The organism is Acidovorax sp. FG48 (assembly GCF_057809085.1).
The window spans coordinates 107,292-122,903 of the sequence record NZ_JBMDJH010000007.1; the positions used below are offsets into that span (position 1 = coordinate 107,292).

Genomic DNA, 15,612 nt, shown 5'->3' on the forward strand with positions numbered 1-15,612 from the left:
CAACAAGGAGACAACCCATGAAACTGCGCACCTTCCTCACCTCGGCCGTGGCCGCTGCCGCCGCCCTCGCCTTCACCGCACCGGCCGCCATCGCACAAACCACGTACAAGAGCGAATACCGCATGTCGCTGGTGCTGGGCACGGCCTTCCCCTGGGGCAAGGGCGGCGAGCTGTGGGCCAACAAGGTGCGCGAGCGCACCAACGGCCGCATCAACATCAAGCTCTACCCCGGCGTGTCCCTGATCCAGGGCGACCAGACGCGCGAGTTCAGCGCGCTGCGCCAGGGCGTGATCGACATGGCCGTGGGCTCCACCATCAACTGGTCGCCCCAGGTCAAGCAGCTCAACCTGTTCTCGCTGCCCTTCCTGTTCCCCGATTACGCCGCTGTGGACGCGGTGACACAGGGCGACGTGGGCAAGCAGATCTTCACCACGCTGGAGAAGGCAGGCGTGGTGCCCTTGGCCTGGGGTGAAAACGGCTACCGCGAAATCTCCAACTCCAAGCTGGCCATCAAGAGCCCTGCCGACCTCAAGGGCCTGAAGATCCGCGTGGTGGGCTCGCCCCTGTTCCTGGACACCTTCACCGCGCTGGGCGCCAACCCCACGCAGATGAGCTGGGCCGACGCACAGCCCGCGTTTGCCAGCGGCGCCGTGGACGGCCAGGAGAACCCCATTGCCGTGTACCAGGCCGCCAAGCTGCACACCGTGGCCCAGAAGCACATCACCATGTGGGGCTACGTGAACGACCCGCTGGTTTTCGTGGTGAACAAGGACATCTGGGCGTCGTGGACCCCTGCGGACCGCGAGATCGTGAAGCAGGCCGCCATCGACGCCGGCAAGGAAGAAATCGCCATCGCCCGCAAAGGCATGGTCGAGGCCGACAAGCCCCTGCTCAAGGAAATCGCCGCCAACGGCGTGACCGTGACGCAGCTGTCTGCCGCCGAGCGCGACGCGTTCGTGAAGGCCACGCGCCCCGTGTACGAAAAGTGGAAGGGCCAGATCGGCGCCGACCTGGTGGGCTCTGCAGAGAAGGCGATTGCCGCCCGCAAGAAATAATCCTTCAGTGGACCCGACACCGGTGCACGGCAGTCGCCCGGTGTCTGCCCAAGCCCCGCCATGGCGGGGCTTTTTGCTGGGCGGGCATAAAGGCAACTGCGGGTGACAGGCCTGCGATTTCACTATCTATTTGATAGCACTCAAGGATTATTGCACTATCGCTACCCGCCACTTTCACTTCAAATCATCGGGAACCGGGTGCTTGACCGCGTTTTTGCGCAGCTTGTGCTCCACCGCCTCGGCCAGGTCCACGCCCGCGTGGTCCGCCAGCTGCAGCAGGTACAGCAGCACGTCGGCCACCTCATCGGCAATGGGCTCCTTCAGCGCCGGATCGCCTGCTACCGCCAGCGATTGCTCCGGCGTCATCCACTGAAAGATCTCCGCCAGCTCGGCCGCCTCCACCATCAGCGCCATCGCCAGGTTCTTGGGCGTGTGGAACGGCTGCCACTGCCGCTCTGCCGCAAATGCGCGCAACCGGGCCTGCAGCGCCGTCAGATCGACAGACATTCCATTGCTCCTGATTCAATAGCTACCAGCGCATATTCAACCTGCGCTAGCGGCCTGAAATACCTGAAACCCATCACACCGGCGTGACCGGTGCCTCGCCCGCCAGGTGGCGCCGGGCGTTTTCCATGAACCGGTCCACCGAGGCCTGCACGGCTTCGGGCGACCAGCCCGCCACGTGCGGTGTGAGCACCACGTTGTCAAGGTCCAGCAGCTCGGCCGGGGGCAAGGGCTCGCTCTCGTACACATCCAGGCCCGCTGCGGCGATGCGGCCTTCGCGCAGAGCGGCGGTCAGGGCGGCGGTGTCGATCACACTGCCACGTGCGATGTTGACCACCACGCCGCGCGGGCCCAGCGCCTTCAGCACTGCTGCGTTGACCAGATGCTTGGTACCCGCGCCCCCGGGCGTGGCGATGACAAGAAAGTCTGCCCACGCGGCCAGCGCTGCCACATCGGCAAAGTAGCGGTAAGGCACATCGGTGCGGGCGCTGCGGTTGTGGTAGCCCACCTCGATCTCGAAGCCCAGGGCGCGCTGCGCAATCTTCTTGCCAATGGTGCCAAGGCCGATGATGCCCAGGCGCTTGTGCGACACATTGGGGGGCAGCGGCAAAGCGGTGCGCCAGATGCCTGCGCGGGTGGCCTTGTCCAGCGGCAGGATGCGGCGCTGCGCCGCGATCAGCAGGCCCCAGGTGTGGTCGGCCACGCAGTCGTCGTTGGTGCCTGCACCGGTGGCCACCACAATGCCGCGCGCCTTGGCATGGGCCACCGCCACGTTCTCGTAGCCTGCGCCCAGTGCGCAGATGAGGGTGAGCGCGGGCAGCGCATCGATCTGCGCCGGGCTCAGGCCCACCGCACCAATGGTGAGCACCACACGCACGCGGCTGCCGTGCTGCGCGATGGCGGTGGCGGCCTGCGGTGCATCGGGGGCGTAGATCACTTCAAAGGTCTGGGCCATCTGCGCGATGTGCTCTTCAGACAAAAACATGAGGGCAAGCAGGACGGGCTTCATGGATGACAAATCGCGAAACAAATGAAAGAGAGAAAGACGCGGCTCAAGCGGAGGCATCACTTTGCTGGAGCGACCACATGCTGGCGTAGCGGCCACCCAGGGCCAGCAGCTGCGCGTGCGTGCCACGCTCGATGATGCGGCCCGCGTCCATGACCAGGATCTCGTGCGCGTCCACCACCGTGGACAGGCGGTGCGCAATCACCAGCGTGGTCTTGTTCTGCGCCACGCCCTGCAGCTCGGCCTGGATGGCGCGCTCGTTGGCGGAGTCCAGCGCGCTGGTGGCTTCGTCAAAGATCAGGATGGGCGGGTTCTTGAGCAACGTGCGCGCAATCGCCACGCGCTGCTTTTCACCGCCCGAGAGCTTGAGCCCCCGCTCGCCCACCATGGTGGCGTAGCCCTTGGGGGTGCTGGCGATGAAGTCGTGGATGCGCGCGGCACGGGCGGCGGCTTCGATCTCTTCCTGCGTGGCACCGGGGCGGCCGTAGGCGATGTTGTAGGCCACGGTGTCGTTGAACAGCACGGTGTCCTGCGGCACGATGCCAATGGCCTGGCGCACGCTGGCCTGGGTCACGCTGCGGATCTCCTGCCCCGCAATGGTGATGCGGCCCTGCTGGATGTCGTAGAAGCGGAACAGCAGCCGCGCCAGCGTGCTTTTGCCCGAGCCCGAGGGCCCGACCACTGCCACCGTCTTGCCCGCCGGAATCTCGAAGCTGATGCCCTGCAGGATGGTGCGCCCGCCCTTGGGGTCATACGCAAACACCACGTCCTCAAAACGCACGGTGGGCTGGTCCAGCCCCGCCAGCGGCTGGGCGCCGGGGGCGTCGGCCACCTCGCGCTCCTTGTCCATGAGCGTGAACATCTTGTCCAGGTCCGTGAGGCTCTGCTTGATTTCGCGGTAGATCACGCCCAGAAAGTTGAGCGGGATGTAGAGTTGGATCATGAACGCGTTGACCATGACGAGGTCGCCCAGCGTCATGCGGCCATCGACCACGCCCTGCGTGGCGCGCCAGAGCATGGCCACCAGGCCCACGGCAATGATGAGCTGCTGGCCGGTGTTGAGCATGGACAGCGTGGTCTGGCTCTTCAGGCGCGCACGGCGTAGGCGCTCCAGGCTTTCGTCATAGCGGCGGGCCTCGAAGCCTTCGTTGTTGAAGTACTTGACCGTCTCGTAGTTGAGCAGCGAGTCCACGGCCTTGGAGTGCGCGGCCGAGTCGAACTCGTTGGCCTCGCGGCGAAATTTGGTCCGCCACTCGGTCACCAGCACCGTGAAGGTGATGTACAGCGCCAGCGCTGCCAATGTGATCCACGCAAACCAGGCGTCGAACTTGATGGCCAGCACCGACAGCACCAGCACCACCTCGACCAGTGTGGCCACCACATTGAACAGGGTGAAGGAGATCAGCGACTCGATGCCACGCACACCGCGCTCGATGTCGCGCGTCATGCCGCCCGTCTGCCGCTCCAGGTGAAAGCGCAGGCTCAGGGCATGCAGGTGCTCAAAGGTCTGCAGCGCAATCGAGCGCGCCGCGCCCTGCGTGGCCTTGGCAAACACCAGCTCGCGCAGCTCGGTGAACAGCGAGGTGGACAGCCGCAGCGCGCCGTAGGCCACCAGCAGCCCCACCGGCACCACCAGCAGCGCGGCGGGGTCGCCCGGCTTCAGGCTCATGGCATCGACCAGCGTCTTGAGCAGGATGGGCACGCCCACGTTGGCGAACTTGGCGCCCACCATGAAGACGATGGCGGCTATCACGCGCCATTTGTATTGCCACAGGTAGGGCAGCAATCGGTGCAGGGTGACCCAGTCCGACTGGACCGGTGCGGGACTGGCGGCCGTGCCACTGGCGGTGGCACCGGGCGCGCTGGCGGCGGCAGGGGGGGAGGTTTCGCCGTGGTGGCGCATGGGGGACAATTCCGGTTGTTGTTTTTACCGACCTGGCTGATGCCCAGGTGGCTTTTTCAGGGCGCGAGGCCTTGTCAAACCACCGGTTTCCCCAAGGATTGGCTCAGCCCCAACCGAGATTGTGCCCATGTCTGCTGTTTTCAGCCCACCACCCGCCGCATTGCCCACCGACAAGGAACTGGTGCTCAAGGTCATCCCCATGCCCGCCGACACCAACGGCAATGGCGACATCTTTGGCGGATGGGTGATGGCGCAGGTGGACTTGGCGGGCTCCGTGCTGCCCGCGCGCTACATCCAGGGTCGCATGGCCACGGTGGCGGTCAATGAATTCATCTTCAAGCAGCCCGTGCGCGTGGGCGACATCCTGTCGTTCTTCTCGGCCATCACGCGGGTGGGCAACACCTCGGTCACCGTAGAGGTGGAGGTGTATGCCGAGCGTTTTTCTGCCCAGGGGCAGTATGTGAAAGTGACGGAGGCGCGCCTGACGTATGTGGCCATCGACCACCAGGGCAGGCCGCGCCCGGTGCCCAAGCACAACGCGCCTGCGTAAGCGGATTCGTAGCAGCCCAGGTGGGTGGGCCGCGCCGGGCAGCGTCTGCCCGCACGCGGCCCCAGGGGCTGGATCAGGCCGCCAACGCGGCGGGCTCTGCCCTCAACGGCGCTGCAGCGCGCTGTGTGCCACTGGACGAGGAGGTAGAAAACCCTGCCTCGATCTCACCCGCCAGCTGGCCGCCCTCTTCCACCACGAGCTTGCCGTAGCGGATCTTGCCGTTGACTTTGCCCGAGCTGTAGATCACCAGCTTCTGGCGCACGGTGAGCGTGCCGTTGAACTCGCCGTGGATCTCGGCAATGTCGATCTCGGCCGAGCCCTTGAACGCTCCGTTCTCCGAAATCTGGATCACGCGCGAGTCCATCGTGGCCTCGACGGTGCCCTCGACCACGAGGGTGTCGCAATCGGTGATCTCCACGCCCTTGAGCTTGATGTTGGGGCCCACCGTGAGCTTGCTGCCCGAGCTGTCGCTGGCGCTGCTGGGCTTGGGGGCTGCCGCTGGGGGCACCGGCTGTGCCGATGCGGCACTGTTGTTCACCGCATTGCTCCCCAATACGGAGCCCGAGGTAGTGCTGCTGCGGGGCTGGAACGATTCGGGTTCACGCTTGCCAAAAAAGGGGTTTTGCACGGCCATCAGATCTCCTTGAAAAGAGGCCATGCTAGGTTTGCGGCGCGCAAAAAAATGCCCTCGTTACGCAAGAACCGTAACCAAACGGTTCGATGGTTGCATGCGCTTGCAGGGCTTGCGGGATTACACATCCCGCGGTTGTGTACCGCAGCCTACGCGTCAGGACACTATGTACGCCGCCGCCCCCGCCGACATGATCTGCCCGTCTGGCCCGAGAAACTCCATGCGCGTGGTGGCAACACGGGAGCCCAGGCGCAGCACCTGCGCGCGCAGCTCGAAGTGGCTGCCAATGCCGGGGCGCAGGTAGTCGATGCGCAGGTCGATGGTGCCCAGCTTGGCAAAGCGGTGCAGGCGCTGCTCGGGCGGCTCATCCAGGTGCTTGGCGCCAATTGCGGCCATCACGGCCAGCCCACCCATGGCATCCAATCCCGCGCTGATCACGCCTCCGTGGATGCGGTTGTAGGCGTAGTGGCCCACCAGGTCGGGCTTCATGTCGATACGCCCCACCACGCCATCGGGCGCCAGCGATGTGATCTTGAGGCCCAGCACCTGGTTGAACACGATCTTTTCTTCAAAGATGGACTTGAGCCCGGCAATGAACTCGGGCTCGAAAGCCTGGGGCTGGGAGGGAATGGTTTTGCTCATGGTGTGCTGTGGGCGGCCCGGCGGGGCGTTGCGCCTGCCGGAGACCGATGACTCCTGTTTTTATAGCTGCTGGCGCTTGATATACCAGCACCTGCGACCATTTTGGCTCAAAACTCGCCGTGGCGCCCTTGCCCGGCCGCAAAACGCGAGGCTCCGCGCAGTGCCTCGGCCAGGCATTCGCGGCCACCCGCCCACTCCTGCAGCAGCGCCTGCTGCAGGGGCAAGCCCTCGGCGGCCAGCGCGCTGGCACGGTCGGCGCGCAAGGTGGGCTGCGGAAAGGCGGCGAGCTGGTGGGCCAGCGCCAGGGCGGCTTCCAGGGCCTGCCCAGTGGGCACCACGCGATTGCACAGGCCCATGCGCAGGGCCTCGTCGGCCTCGACCTTGCGACCGGTCAGGATCAAGTCCAGCGCATGCGACAGGCCCACCAGGCGCGGCAGCCGCACGGTGCCGCCGTCAATCAGTGGCACGCCAAAGCGGCGGCAGAACACGCCCATGTACGCGTCCTCTGCCATCACGCGCAGGTCGCACCACAGCGCCAGCTCCATGCCGCCCGCCACCGCCGCGCCTTCGATGGCCGCGATCACCGGCTTGGACAACTGCAGACGGCTGGGCCCCATGGGCCCGGGCGGGTGGACGGTATCGGCCGTGAAGTCCAGCGTGTCTGCCAGCGCCTCAGGGGTGACGCCGTCGGCCAGCAAACGCGCGCCCGATTGCAGGTCCCAGCCCGCGCAGAAATGCCCGCCAGCCCCCTGGAACACCGCCACATGGGCACTGTCGTCTTGCTCAAAGGCCACAAAGGCAGCGTGCAGCGCGTGGGCGGTCCCGGCATCGACGGCGTTGCGCACGCCAGGCCGGCGCAATGTCACCAGCGTGACACCACCTTGCGTTTCAACCTCTACCGACATGTGCGTCTCCTGTGGCGGGGGGCCCAAAACCTGTTCTCCCACCCGACGTTATTCCTATTGCGCAGGGTGCAGCACTGCGTCAATATGCGCCGCAACCTGCTCACAGGCCCCCATCAGGGTTAGCCCCGAGTGCGGTCTGTGCCGGGCACGTGCACCATTATTTATGCAAAGCAATCGCTTTGTAAAAATATTCTGCAGGTCTTGTGCCCACAGGGTTTCACAAAGTGCGTGCTGCCAGCCGCCACACGCTTTGCGCCCACCGGCTCAGGTCTCAATCTGGAGAGCCAGTGTGCAATTTGTGCAACTGTTGATCAGCGGTGTCTCCCAGGGGTGCATCTATGGCCTGATCGCGCTGGGCTTTGTGCTCATCTACAAGGCCACGGAGACCGTGAGCTTTGCCCAGGGCGAACTCATGATGCTCGGCGCCTTCTGCGGGCTGGCACTGATGACGGTGCTGGGCTTTCCCTTCTGGGTGGCGGTGCTGGCCAGCATCCTGGCCATGGGCTGCTTTGGCGTGGTGCTGGAGCGCGCCGTGATTCGCCCCATCCTCGGCCAGCCCGCCTTCTCCATCGTCATGCTCACCATCGGCATCGGCTACGTGTTGCGCGGGCTGGTGACCATGATCCCCAACATCGGCACCGAGACGCATACGCTGCCCGTGCCCTACAAGGACCTGTCGTTTCGCCTCGGTGCGCTGGTGCTCAACGCCGAGCAGCTGGTGGTGATTGGCGCCACGGGCGTGCTGTGCGTGCTGCTGTTCGCCATGTTCCGCTACAGCAAGCTGGGCATTGCCATGCAGGCGTCGTCGCAGAACCAGCTGGCCGCGTACTACATGGGCATTCCGGTGCAGCGGCTCAACGGCCTGGCCTGGGGGCTTGCCGCTGCGGTGGCGGCGGTGGCGGGCCTGCTGCTGGCGCCCATCACCTTCGTGCACGCCAACATGGGGCTGATCGGTCTCAAGGCCTTCCCGGCCGCCGTGGTGGGGGGCTTTGGCAGCCTGCCCGGCGCCATCGTCGGCGGACTGGTGATCGGCATCGTCGAATCGCTCTCGGGCTTCTATCTGCCCGATGGGTTCAAGGACACGGCCGCGTACATCGTGGTGCTGATCATGCTGATGGTCAAACCCAACGGACTGTTCGGCGAGAAGCTGAGAAAGAAAGTCTGACCCATGCGCTTTCTCTTCAAGACCTCGTACGAGCAAGACATTCGCCTCGCCAAGCATGGTGGGCATGTGTTCTGGTACAGCCTGCTCTGCCTGGCGCTGGTCGCCGCGCCCTGGGTGGCGCCTGAGTACTGGCTGGCCCAGCTCACCTTTGTGCTCATCTACGCCATCGTGGGCCTGGGGCTGATGCTGCTGGCGGGCTTCACGGGGCTGTTCTCGCTGGGGCATGCGGCGTTTCTGGGGGTGGGGGCGTACACCCAAGCGGTACTCACGGGCATGGGCTGGCCGTTTGCGCTGTCGCTGGCCTGCGCGGCGGGGCTGTCGGCTGCGGTGGGGGTAGTGGTGGGGTTGCCCGCGCTGCGCGTGAAGGGCATCTACCTGGGCATGGCCACGCTGTCGTTCGGGTTCATCGTCGAAGAAGTGTTCGCGCGATGGGAGTCGGTAACGGGTGGCAACTCGGGCAAGCACCTGGTGCCGCCACAGATCGCGGGCTACTCGTTCGAGACCACGGAGTCGTTCTACTTCTTGTGTCTGGTGATTGCGGTGGTGAGCACGCTCGCCATCCTGAACCTGCTGCGCTCGCCCACAGGCCGCGCGTTTGTCGCCATCCGTGATTCAGAGATTTCGGCGCAGAGCATGGGCATCCACCTCGCGCGCTACAAGACGCTGTCGTTCTCCATATCGGCCGCGCTTGCAGGCATCGGCGGGGCGTTGTACGCGCACAAGCTGCAGTTCATCTCGCCCGACCAGTTCAACATCCTGCAGTCCATCGACCTGCTGCTGATGATCGTGATCGGTGGGCTGGGCTCGGTGCACGGCGCCTTTTTGGGCGCGATCTTCCTGATCTCCATGCCGCAGCTCATCTCCCTGGGCAAGGACTGGTTGCCGGACTCCATCGGCCAGTCGCCCGGCCTGCAGGCGGTGGTGTACGGCGCGGTGCTGATTGCGTTTGTGCTGTTCGAGCCCATGGGCTTGTATGGCCGCTGGCTCAAGGTGCGCACCTGGCTGCAGATGTTCCCGTTCTATCGCAAGGGCCTGTTCAAGCGGCAGAAGTCTTTCCAAAAATCCGACAGGTTGAAATGACAGAGATGACCAACGAAGTCCTGCTTTCGGCCCAGAACTTGAGCGTCCGCTTTGGCGGCGTGCTGGCGGTCAACAACGTGAGCTTTGACGTGCGGCGCGGCGAGGTGTTCACCCTCATCGGCCCCAACGGCGCGGGCAAGACCACGGTATTCAACCTTATCAGCCGCATCTACACGCCCACCACTGGCACCATTGCCTACGCGGGCCCCGGCGGCGCCATGCTGCCGCTCACCGATCAGCCACCCCACAAGGTGGCGGGCATGGGCATTGCGCGCACCTTCCAGAACATCGAACTCTTCGAGCACGCCAGCGTGCTGCACAACCTTCTGATCGGCCGCCACACCCGGCAGCACAGCAGCCTGTGGGCTGAGATGTTCTTCACCCGCAAGGTGCGCGAAGGCGAAGTTCAGGCCCGGGAGAAGGCAGAGCAGGTCATCGATTTTCTCGACCTGCAGCACTACCGCGACACCATGGTGGCCGGCTTGCCCTACGGCGTGCGCAAGGTGGTGGAGCTGGCCCGTGCGCTGTGCACCGAGCCGCAGTTGCTGCTGCTCGACGAGCCCTCGTCGGGCCTGAACGTGGAGGAAACTGACGACATGGCCTTCTGGATCCAGGACATCCAGCACGAGCTGGGCATCACCGTGCTGATGGTGGAACACGACATGTCGCTGGTCTCCAAGGTGTCCGACCGCGTGCTGGCCATGAACCAGGGCGAGGTAGTGGCCATGGGCACGCCGCGCGAGGTGCAAACGCACCCCGGGGTGATCGAGGCCTATCTGGGCACCATCGACGATGTGAGCAACCTGCGCCGCCCAGCGGGTTCCAGCATGGGAGTCCGCACATGAGCGCCGTGCTATCCGCCCCCGCCACCAGCCCGGCAGCCAGCGCCGCCGACCAGCCCCTGCTGCGCCTGCAGAACGTGGAGAGCGCCTACGGCCCCATCAAGGCCATCCGCGGCGTGAGCTTGCAGGTGCGGCGCGGCGAGATCGCCGCCGTGCTGGGCAGCAATGGCGCGGGCAAGACCACCATCCTGAAGACCATCAGCGGCATCATCGACCCCCGCAAGGGCTCCATCGAATTCCAGGGCGCCGACATCACCGCCAACGACCCGGCCGCCATCGTGCGCCGGGGCCTGATGCATGTGCCCGAGGGGCGCGAGGTGTTCCCGCTGCTGTCCGTGCGCGACAACCTGCTGATGGGCGCCTACACCCGCGCCGACAAGGACGCAGTGGCGCGCGACATCGAGACGGTGTTCGGCTACTTCCCCATCCTGAAGGAGCGCGCCGCGCAGGATGCGGGCCTGCTCTCGGGCGGGCAGCAGCAGATGCTGGCCATCTCGCGCGCGCTCATGGCCAACCCCGAACTCATCCTGCTGGACGAGCCCAGCCTGGGCCTCTCCCCCAAGCTCACCAAGGAGATCTTCGAGATCGTCGTGCGCATCAACCGCGAGCGCGGCACCACCATCCTGCTGGTGGAGCAGAACGCCAACATGGCGCTCAATGCATCGGACTACGGCTACGTGCTGGAGAACGGCCGCATCGTGATGGAAGACAGCTGCGAACGCCTGCGCGAAAAGGACGATATCAAGGAGTTCTACCTCGGCATGAAGGATGAAGGCGTGCGCGGCGAGCGGCGGTGGAAAAAGAAGAAGACATGGCGGTGAGGACAACATGAGCAATCTCTGGGACCTCGATCACATCCAGCCCGCAGGCACCGACGTGCTGGCGGGCGATACCATCGCCGCCATGTTCTGGAACGCCGTGGCCGAGCGCGGCCCGCGCGTGTGGATGCGCCAGAAGGAGCTGGGCATCTGGAAGAGCTGGACCTGGGACCAGACGGCCGAGGCCGTGCGGGAAATTGCCGGCGGCCTGATGTCGCTGGGGTTTGCGCCGGGTGAGTGCGCGTCCATCCTGTCCAACACCAACATCGAATGGGTGCTGGCCGACCTGGCCGTGCTGAGCTGCGGCGGCGTGGCCAATGGCATCTACCCCACCGACGCAGCTGCGCAGGTGCACTACCTGTGTGAAGACTCGCGCACCACCGTGCTGTTTGTGGAAGACGACGAGCAGCTCGACAAGGCACTGGAAGTGCGCGATAGGCTGCCCCTGCTGCGCAAGGTGGTTGTGTTCGACATGGAAGGCCTGCGCAGCCTGAACGATCCCGATGTGCTGAGCCTTGCGAACCTGCGCGAGTTGGGCCGCGCGTGGAATACACAACACCCCGACGCACTGATGCAGCGCGTCAAGGCCTGCCGCCCCGAAGACCTGGCCATTCTGGTCTACACCTCGGGCACCACCGGCAAACCCAAGGGCGCCATGCACACACACGGCGCCCTCACCTACACCGTGCGCGGCTACAACACACTCATCTCGCGCAGCGAGGCGGATGAGACCATGTGTTTTCTGCCGCTCTGCCACATCGCCGAGCGCATGGGCGGCGAGTACTTCTCGCTCTACACCGGCGCACGCCTGAACTTTGTGGAGAACCCGGACACCGTGCCCGAAAACGTGCGCGAGATCGCACCCACGGTGTTCACTGCAGTGCCGCGGGTGTGGGAGAAGTTCTATTCGGGCGTGATGATTGCCCTGAAGGAGTCCACGCGGCTGCAGCAGGCAGCCTATGCCTGGTCGATCGGTGTGGGCACGCGCATTGCAGACCGCGTGCTGGCGGGCCAGCCGGTGGGTGGTCTGCTGAAGGCGCAGTTCATGCTCGCGCGCTTTCTGGCGCTGAACAATGTGCGCAAGCTCATCGGCATCCACCGCGCCCGCTTCCTCGTCACGGGGGCAGCCCCCATCTCGCCCGAGCTGGTGAAGTGGTACCTGGCGCTGGGCGTGCCCATGCTGGAGGTTTGGGGCATGACCGAGACCTGTGGCGCTTCCACGGGCGTGCCGGCCAGCCGCATCAAGCCCGGCTCCATTGGTCCGGCAGCCAGCTACAACGAGGTGCGCATCGACCCCGCCACCGGCGAGATCCTGGTGCGCGGCCCCAATGTGTTCAAGGGCTACCTCAACCAGCCCGAGAAGACGGCTGAAACCATCGACCCTGACGGATGGCTGCACACGGGCGATGTGGGGCTGGTCGATGCGGACGGCTACCTGCGCATCACCGACCGCATGAAGGACATCATCATCACGGCGGGTGGCAAGAACATCACGCCCAGCGAGCTGGAGAACGAACTCAAGTTCAGCCCCTACATCACCGACGCGGTGGTGATTGGAGACAAGCTGCCCTACCTCACAGTCATCATCATGATCGACCAGGAGAATGTGGAGAAGTACGCGCAGGACAACGACGTGCCTTTCTCCAACTACGCCAGCCTGACTCGTACGCGCGAGGTGCAAGAGCTGATCCAGGGCGAGATCGACCGCGTCAACACCAAGTTCGCGCGTGTGGAGCAGATCAAGAAGTTCTTCCTGCTCGACACCCAGCTCACGGCCGAGGATGAAGAGCTGACACCCACCATGAAGCTCAAGCGCAAGCTGGTGCAGCAGAAGTACGCCCCCCAGATCGAGGCCATGTACCGGTAGGCGCGCGCGGCAAGCAACCACAGGCCACGCCCATCAGGATAGGGAAAGTGCTGGTGCCCCACCCCGGGCATCGTTCTATAACGAGCGATCGTTTTTGTTTCGATCCAACCGAAGGAGACGTGCCATGAAGTTTCATCACATCGCCGCGCTGGCCCTCGTGGCCATGGCCGGTGCCTCCGCCCAGGCGCAGCCCAGCCAGGGCGTGAGCAAGGACACCATCACGCTGGGCTCCATCCAGGATCTGTCGGGCCCGCTGGCGGGGTTTGGCAAGCAGGTTCGGCTGGGCATGATGCTGCGCGTGGACGAGGCCAACGAGCAAGGCGGCGTGAACGGCCGCAAGCTGGACCTGAAAGTGGAAGACTCGGGCTACGACCCCAAGAAAGCCGTGCTGGCCGCGCAGAAGCTTGTCAACCAGGACAAGATCTTCATGATGATCGCGCACATCGGCACGGCGCAGAACCTGGCCGCCATGCCCGTGCAGTTCAGCAAGAACGTGATCAACTTCTTCCCCGTGACGGCCGCGCGGGAAATGTACGAGCCCTTCCACAAGCTCAAGTATTCGTTTGCCGCCACCTACTACGACCAGATCCGTCTGGCCGCGCCCAAGCTCATCAAGGAAAAGGGCGCCAAGAAGATCTGCACCATCTACCAGGACGATGAGTTTGGCCTGGAGGTGATGCGCGGCGGCGAGGCAGCGCTGAAGTCCATCGGCATGGACTTCACCGAGAAGACTTCCTACAAACGCGGCGCCACCGACTTCTCGTCACAGGTCGCCAAGATGAAGTCGTCCGAATGCGACTTCGTGATCCTGGGCACCATCATCCGCGAGACGATTGGCACGATTGCCGAGGCGCGCAAGACCGGTTTCAGCCCCACCTTCCTGGGCTCCAGCGCGGCATACACCGACCTCATCCACAAGCTGGGCGGCAAGCCCATGGACGGCCTGTACGCCACGATGACGGTGCAACACCCCTACCTGGATGAAGCCAGCCAGCCCATCCGCTTCTGGGCCAACAAGTACAAGACCAAGTTCAATGAAGACCCCACCGTCTTCTCGGTCTACGGCTACAACGCCATCGATGCCTTCATCAAGGCCGCCCAAAAGGCAGGCCCCAACCTGAGCACCGACAGCTTCATCAAGGCCATGGACACCATGGTGATCCCGCCCGACATGTTCGGCAGCGCCGAGGGCACCTTTGGCCCGCAAAAGCGCCTGGGCAGCGACCTCTCGCGCCTGTCGCAGATCCAGGACGGCAAATGGAAGGTGGTCTCCGACTACGTCAAGCCATGAGCGCCTGATCCGCTTCCTTCAAGCCGCCTTCGGGCGGCTTTTGCGTTTCAGGGGGTGCATCCGGGCCCAGTCAGTGGCAGAATTTAACCAAGCAGTAACTTTGCATAAATAACCTGGTTGCCCCACCATGATCGAACGCACCCTCTTCCAGCCCGACCACCAGGCCTTTGCCGACAGCTTTCGCCGCTTTATCGAAAAAGAAGTGACGCCCCTCCATGCCGACTGGGAAGACCAGGGCTACGTGGCGCGCGAGGTGTGGAGCCAGGCGGGCGCCAACGGTTTTCTGTGCATGAGCCTGCCCGAGGAATACGGCGGCGCCGGGGCCGACAAGCTGTACTCGGTGGCGCAGATGGAAGAACTGGCGCGCGCGGGCACCACCGGCATCGGCTTTGGTCTGCACAGCGAGATCGTGGCGCCGTACATCCTGCACTACGGCACTGAGGCGCAAAAACAAAAGTACCTGCCGCAAATGGCCAGCGGTGCCGTGGTGGGCGCCATCGCCATGAGCGAGCCCGCTGCGGGCAGCGACCTGCAGGGCATCAAGACCACCGCCATCAAAAGCGCTGACGGCAGCCACTACGTTCTGAATGGCAGCAAGACCTTCATCACCAACGGCTGGCATGCCGACCTGGTGATCGTGGTCGCCAAGACGGATCCGGCGGCGGGAGCCAAGGGCACCAGCCTGCTCCTGGTCGAGCGCGGCATGCCCGGCTTTGAAAAAGGCCAGCGCCTCAAGAAGATGGGCATGAAGGCGCAAGACACGTCCGAGCTGTTCTTCAATGACGTGAAGGTGCCCGCCGAGAATCTGCTGGGTGGCCCCGCGATGGAAGGGCGCGGCTTCATCTGCCTGATGGAGCAGCTGCCCTGGGAGCGCCTGCAGATCGCAATCACCGCCGTGGCTGCCGCCCAGGCTGCCATCGACTGGACGCTGGACTACGTCAAGCAGCGCAAGGTGTTTGGGCAGAGCGTGGCGTCATTCCAGAACACCCGCCACACCCTGGCCGAGCTGCAAACGCAGGTGCAGGTGGCCCGCGTGTTTGTGGACAAATGCTGCGAACTCATCGTGAAGGACCAGCTCGACACCGAGACCGCCAGCATGGCCAAGTACTGGACGACCGACCTGCAGTGCAAGGTGATGGACGAATGTGTGCAGCTGTTTGGCGGCTACGGCTACATGTGGGAATACCCCATCACCCGCGCCTATGCCGACGCGCGCGTACAGCGCATTTACGGTGGCACCAACGAGATCATGAAAGAAGTGATTGCGCGTGCCATGGGCCTGGGTAAATAGGCGCATGCACCGCGCCATGAGCCACGCAGCGCACGACGCTCCGCACAGCGCCCGTCACAGGG

At 64.6% G+C, this 15,612-nt stretch carries 15 protein-coding genes; 9 read left to right on the plus strand and 6 right to left on the minus strand.

Translation table 11 applies throughout. The annotated features are described in order from the left end of the window. Positions 1–17 precede the first annotated feature (17 nt). The gene (locus ACODSU_RS12190; protein ID WP_209816215.1) at positions 18–1,055 is read left to right on the plus strand and encodes a DctP family TRAP transporter solute-binding subunit; all 1,038 of its coding nucleotides are present in this window, start codon (positions 18–20) and stop codon (positions 1,053–1,055) included. Between the two features lie 174 nt (positions 1,056–1,229). Here the strand turns inward: ACODSU_RS12190 and ACODSU_RS12195 are convergent, their stop codons facing one another. The 3 genes from ACODSU_RS12195 to ACODSU_RS12205 form a co-directional block, all read right to left on the minus strand. Next, positions 1,230–1,562 (minus strand): nucleotide pyrophosphohydrolase, encoded by a 333-nt coding sequence (locus ACODSU_RS12195; RefSeq protein WP_343733898.1) that lies wholly within the window; start codon positions 1,560–1,562, stop codon positions 1,230–1,232. A gap of 73 nt (positions 1,563–1,635) precedes the next feature. After that, positions 1,636–2,568: a 2-hydroxyacid dehydrogenase gene (locus tag ACODSU_RS12200; protein WP_488842497.1), complete on the minus strand. Its 933-nt coding sequence runs from the start codon at positions 2,566–2,568 to the stop codon at positions 1,636–1,638. 43 nt (positions 2,569–2,611) lie between these two features. After that, positions 2,612–4,468: an ABCB family ABC transporter ATP-binding protein/permease gene (locus tag ACODSU_RS12205; RefSeq protein ID WP_488842498.1), complete on the minus strand. Its 1,857-nt coding sequence runs from the start codon at positions 4,466–4,468 to the stop codon at positions 2,612–2,614. Positions 4,469–4,595: 127 nt separating this feature from the next. Here ACODSU_RS12205 and ACODSU_RS12210 point away from each other — a divergent pair, with 127 nt between their 5' ends. Next, complete coding sequence (locus ACODSU_RS12210; protein WP_015012492.1) at positions 4,596–5,018, plus strand: acyl-CoA thioesterase; 423 nt, start codon at positions 4,596–4,598, stop codon at positions 5,016–5,018. Positions 5,019–5,091: 73 nt separating this feature from the next. On the opposite strand, the gene ACODSU_RS12215 is transcribed toward ACODSU_RS12210, so the two are convergent. The 3 genes from ACODSU_RS12215 to ACODSU_RS12225 form a co-directional block, all read right to left on the minus strand. Further along, positions 5,092–5,652 (minus strand): bactofilin family protein, encoded by a 561-nt coding sequence (locus ACODSU_RS12215; protein WP_209816219.1) that lies wholly within the window; start codon positions 5,650–5,652, stop codon positions 5,092–5,094. Positions 5,653–5,805: 153 nt separating this feature from the next. Beyond that, positions 5,806–6,291, minus strand: coding sequence for a thioesterase family protein (locus ACODSU_RS12220; protein ID WP_488842499.1), 486 nt, complete (start codon positions 6,289–6,291; stop codon positions 5,806–5,808). 107 nt (positions 6,292–6,398) lie between these two features. Continuing rightward, positions 6,399–7,196 (minus strand): crotonase/enoyl-CoA hydratase family protein, encoded by a 798-nt coding sequence (locus ACODSU_RS12225; protein ID WP_488842500.1) that lies wholly within the window; start codon positions 7,194–7,196, stop codon positions 6,399–6,401. 289 nt (positions 7,197–7,485) lie between these two features. On the opposite strand from ACODSU_RS12225, the gene ACODSU_RS12230 reads away from it, so the two are divergent. From ACODSU_RS12230 to ACODSU_RS12260, 7 genes are all read left to right on the plus strand, one after another. Continuing rightward, a complete protein-coding gene (locus ACODSU_RS12230; protein ID WP_056059365.1) occupies positions 7,486–8,361 on the plus strand; it encodes a branched-chain amino acid ABC transporter permease in 876 nt (291 codons plus the stop codon). A 3-nt stretch (positions 8,362–8,364) separates the two neighbouring features. Continuing rightward, positions 8,365–9,441, plus strand: coding sequence for a branched-chain amino acid ABC transporter permease (locus ACODSU_RS12235; protein ID WP_209816223.1), 1,077 nt, complete (start codon positions 8,365–8,367; stop codon positions 9,439–9,441). 5 nt (positions 9,442–9,446) lie between these two features. Next, positions 9,447–10,286 (plus strand): ABC transporter ATP-binding protein, encoded by an 840-nt coding sequence (locus ACODSU_RS12240; RefSeq protein ID WP_488842501.1) that lies wholly within the window; start codon positions 9,447–9,449, stop codon positions 10,284–10,286. Further along, on the plus strand, positions 10,283–11,104 hold the full coding sequence (locus ACODSU_RS12245; protein ID WP_488842502.1) for an ABC transporter ATP-binding protein: 822 nt from the start codon (positions 10,283–10,285) through the stop codon (positions 11,102–11,104). The genes ACODSU_RS12240 and ACODSU_RS12245 overlap by 4 nt, the downstream gene beginning before the upstream one ends. A gap of 7 nt (positions 11,105–11,111) precedes the next feature. Continuing rightward, a complete protein-coding gene (locus ACODSU_RS12250) occupies positions 11,112–12,968 on the plus strand; it encodes an AMP-dependent synthetase/ligase (protein WP_488842503.1) in 1,857 nt (618 codons plus the stop codon). A gap of 124 nt (positions 12,969–13,092) precedes the next feature. Then, entirely contained in the window at positions 13,093–14,259 is a 1,167-nt protein-coding gene (locus tag ACODSU_RS12255) for an ABC transporter substrate-binding protein (protein WP_015012483.1), read from the plus strand. Between the two features lie 127 nt (positions 14,260–14,386). Continuing rightward, positions 14,387–15,550 carry an acyl-CoA dehydrogenase family protein gene (locus tag ACODSU_RS12260; protein ID WP_488842504.1) on the plus strand — a complete coding sequence of 388 codons (1,164 nt, stop codon included), beginning with the start codon at positions 14,387–14,389 and terminating at the stop codon, positions 15,548–15,550. Positions 15,551–15,612: the final 62 nt, after the last annotated feature.

Bases quoted from the DNA above. Each gene is read 5' to 3' on its own strand.
- ACODSU_RS12255 (WP_015012483.1), top strand. From the start codon at position 13,093: ATGAAGTTTCATCACATCGCCGCGCTGGCCCTCGTGGCCATGGCCGGT.
- ACODSU_RS12240 (WP_488842501.1), top strand. From the start codon at position 9,447: ATGACCAACGAAGTCCTGCTTTCGGCCCAGAACTTGAGCGTCCGCTTT.
- ACODSU_RS12225 (WP_488842500.1), bottom strand. From the start codon at position 7,196: ATGTCGGTAGAGGTTGAAACGCAAGGTGGTGTCACGCTGGTGACATTG.
- ACODSU_RS12200 (WP_488842497.1), bottom strand. From the start codon at position 2,568: ATGAAGCCCGTCCTGCTTGCCCTCATGTTTTTGTCTGAAGAGCACATC.
- ACODSU_RS12190 (WP_209816215.1), top strand. From the start codon at position 18: ATGAAACTGCGCACCTTCCTCACCTCGGCCGTGGCCGCTGCCGCCGCC.
- ACODSU_RS12210 (WP_015012492.1), top strand. From the start codon at position 4,596: ATGTCTGCTGTTTTCAGCCCACCACCCGCCGCATTGCCCACCGACAAG.
- ACODSU_RS12260 (WP_488842504.1), top strand. From the start codon at position 14,387: ATGATCGAACGCACCCTCTTCCAGCCCGACCACCAGGCCTTTGCCGAC.
- ACODSU_RS12250 (WP_488842503.1), top strand. From the start codon at position 11,112: ATGAGCAATCTCTGGGACCTCGATCACATCCAGCCCGCAGGCACCGAC.
- ACODSU_RS12235 (WP_209816223.1), top strand. From the start codon at position 8,365: ATGCGCTTTCTCTTCAAGACCTCGTACGAGCAAGACATTCGCCTCGCC.
- ACODSU_RS12220 (WP_488842499.1), bottom strand. From the start codon at position 6,291: ATGAGCAAAACCATTCCCTCCCAGCCCCAGGCTTTCGAGCCCGAGTTC.
- ACODSU_RS12245 (WP_488842502.1), top strand. From the start codon at position 10,283: ATGAGCGCCGTGCTATCCGCCCCCGCCACCAGCCCGGCAGCCAGCGCC.
- ACODSU_RS12195 (WP_343733898.1), bottom strand. From the start codon at position 1,562: ATGTCTGTCGATCTGACGGCGCTGCAGGCCCGGTTGCGCGCATTTGCG.
- ACODSU_RS12215 (WP_209816219.1), bottom strand. From the start codon at position 5,652: ATGGCCGTGCAAAACCCCTTTTTTGGCAAGCGTGAACCCGAATCGTTC.
- ACODSU_RS12205 (WP_488842498.1), bottom strand. From the start codon at position 4,468: ATGCGCCACCACGGCGAAACCTCCCCCCCTGCCGCCGCCAGCGCGCCC.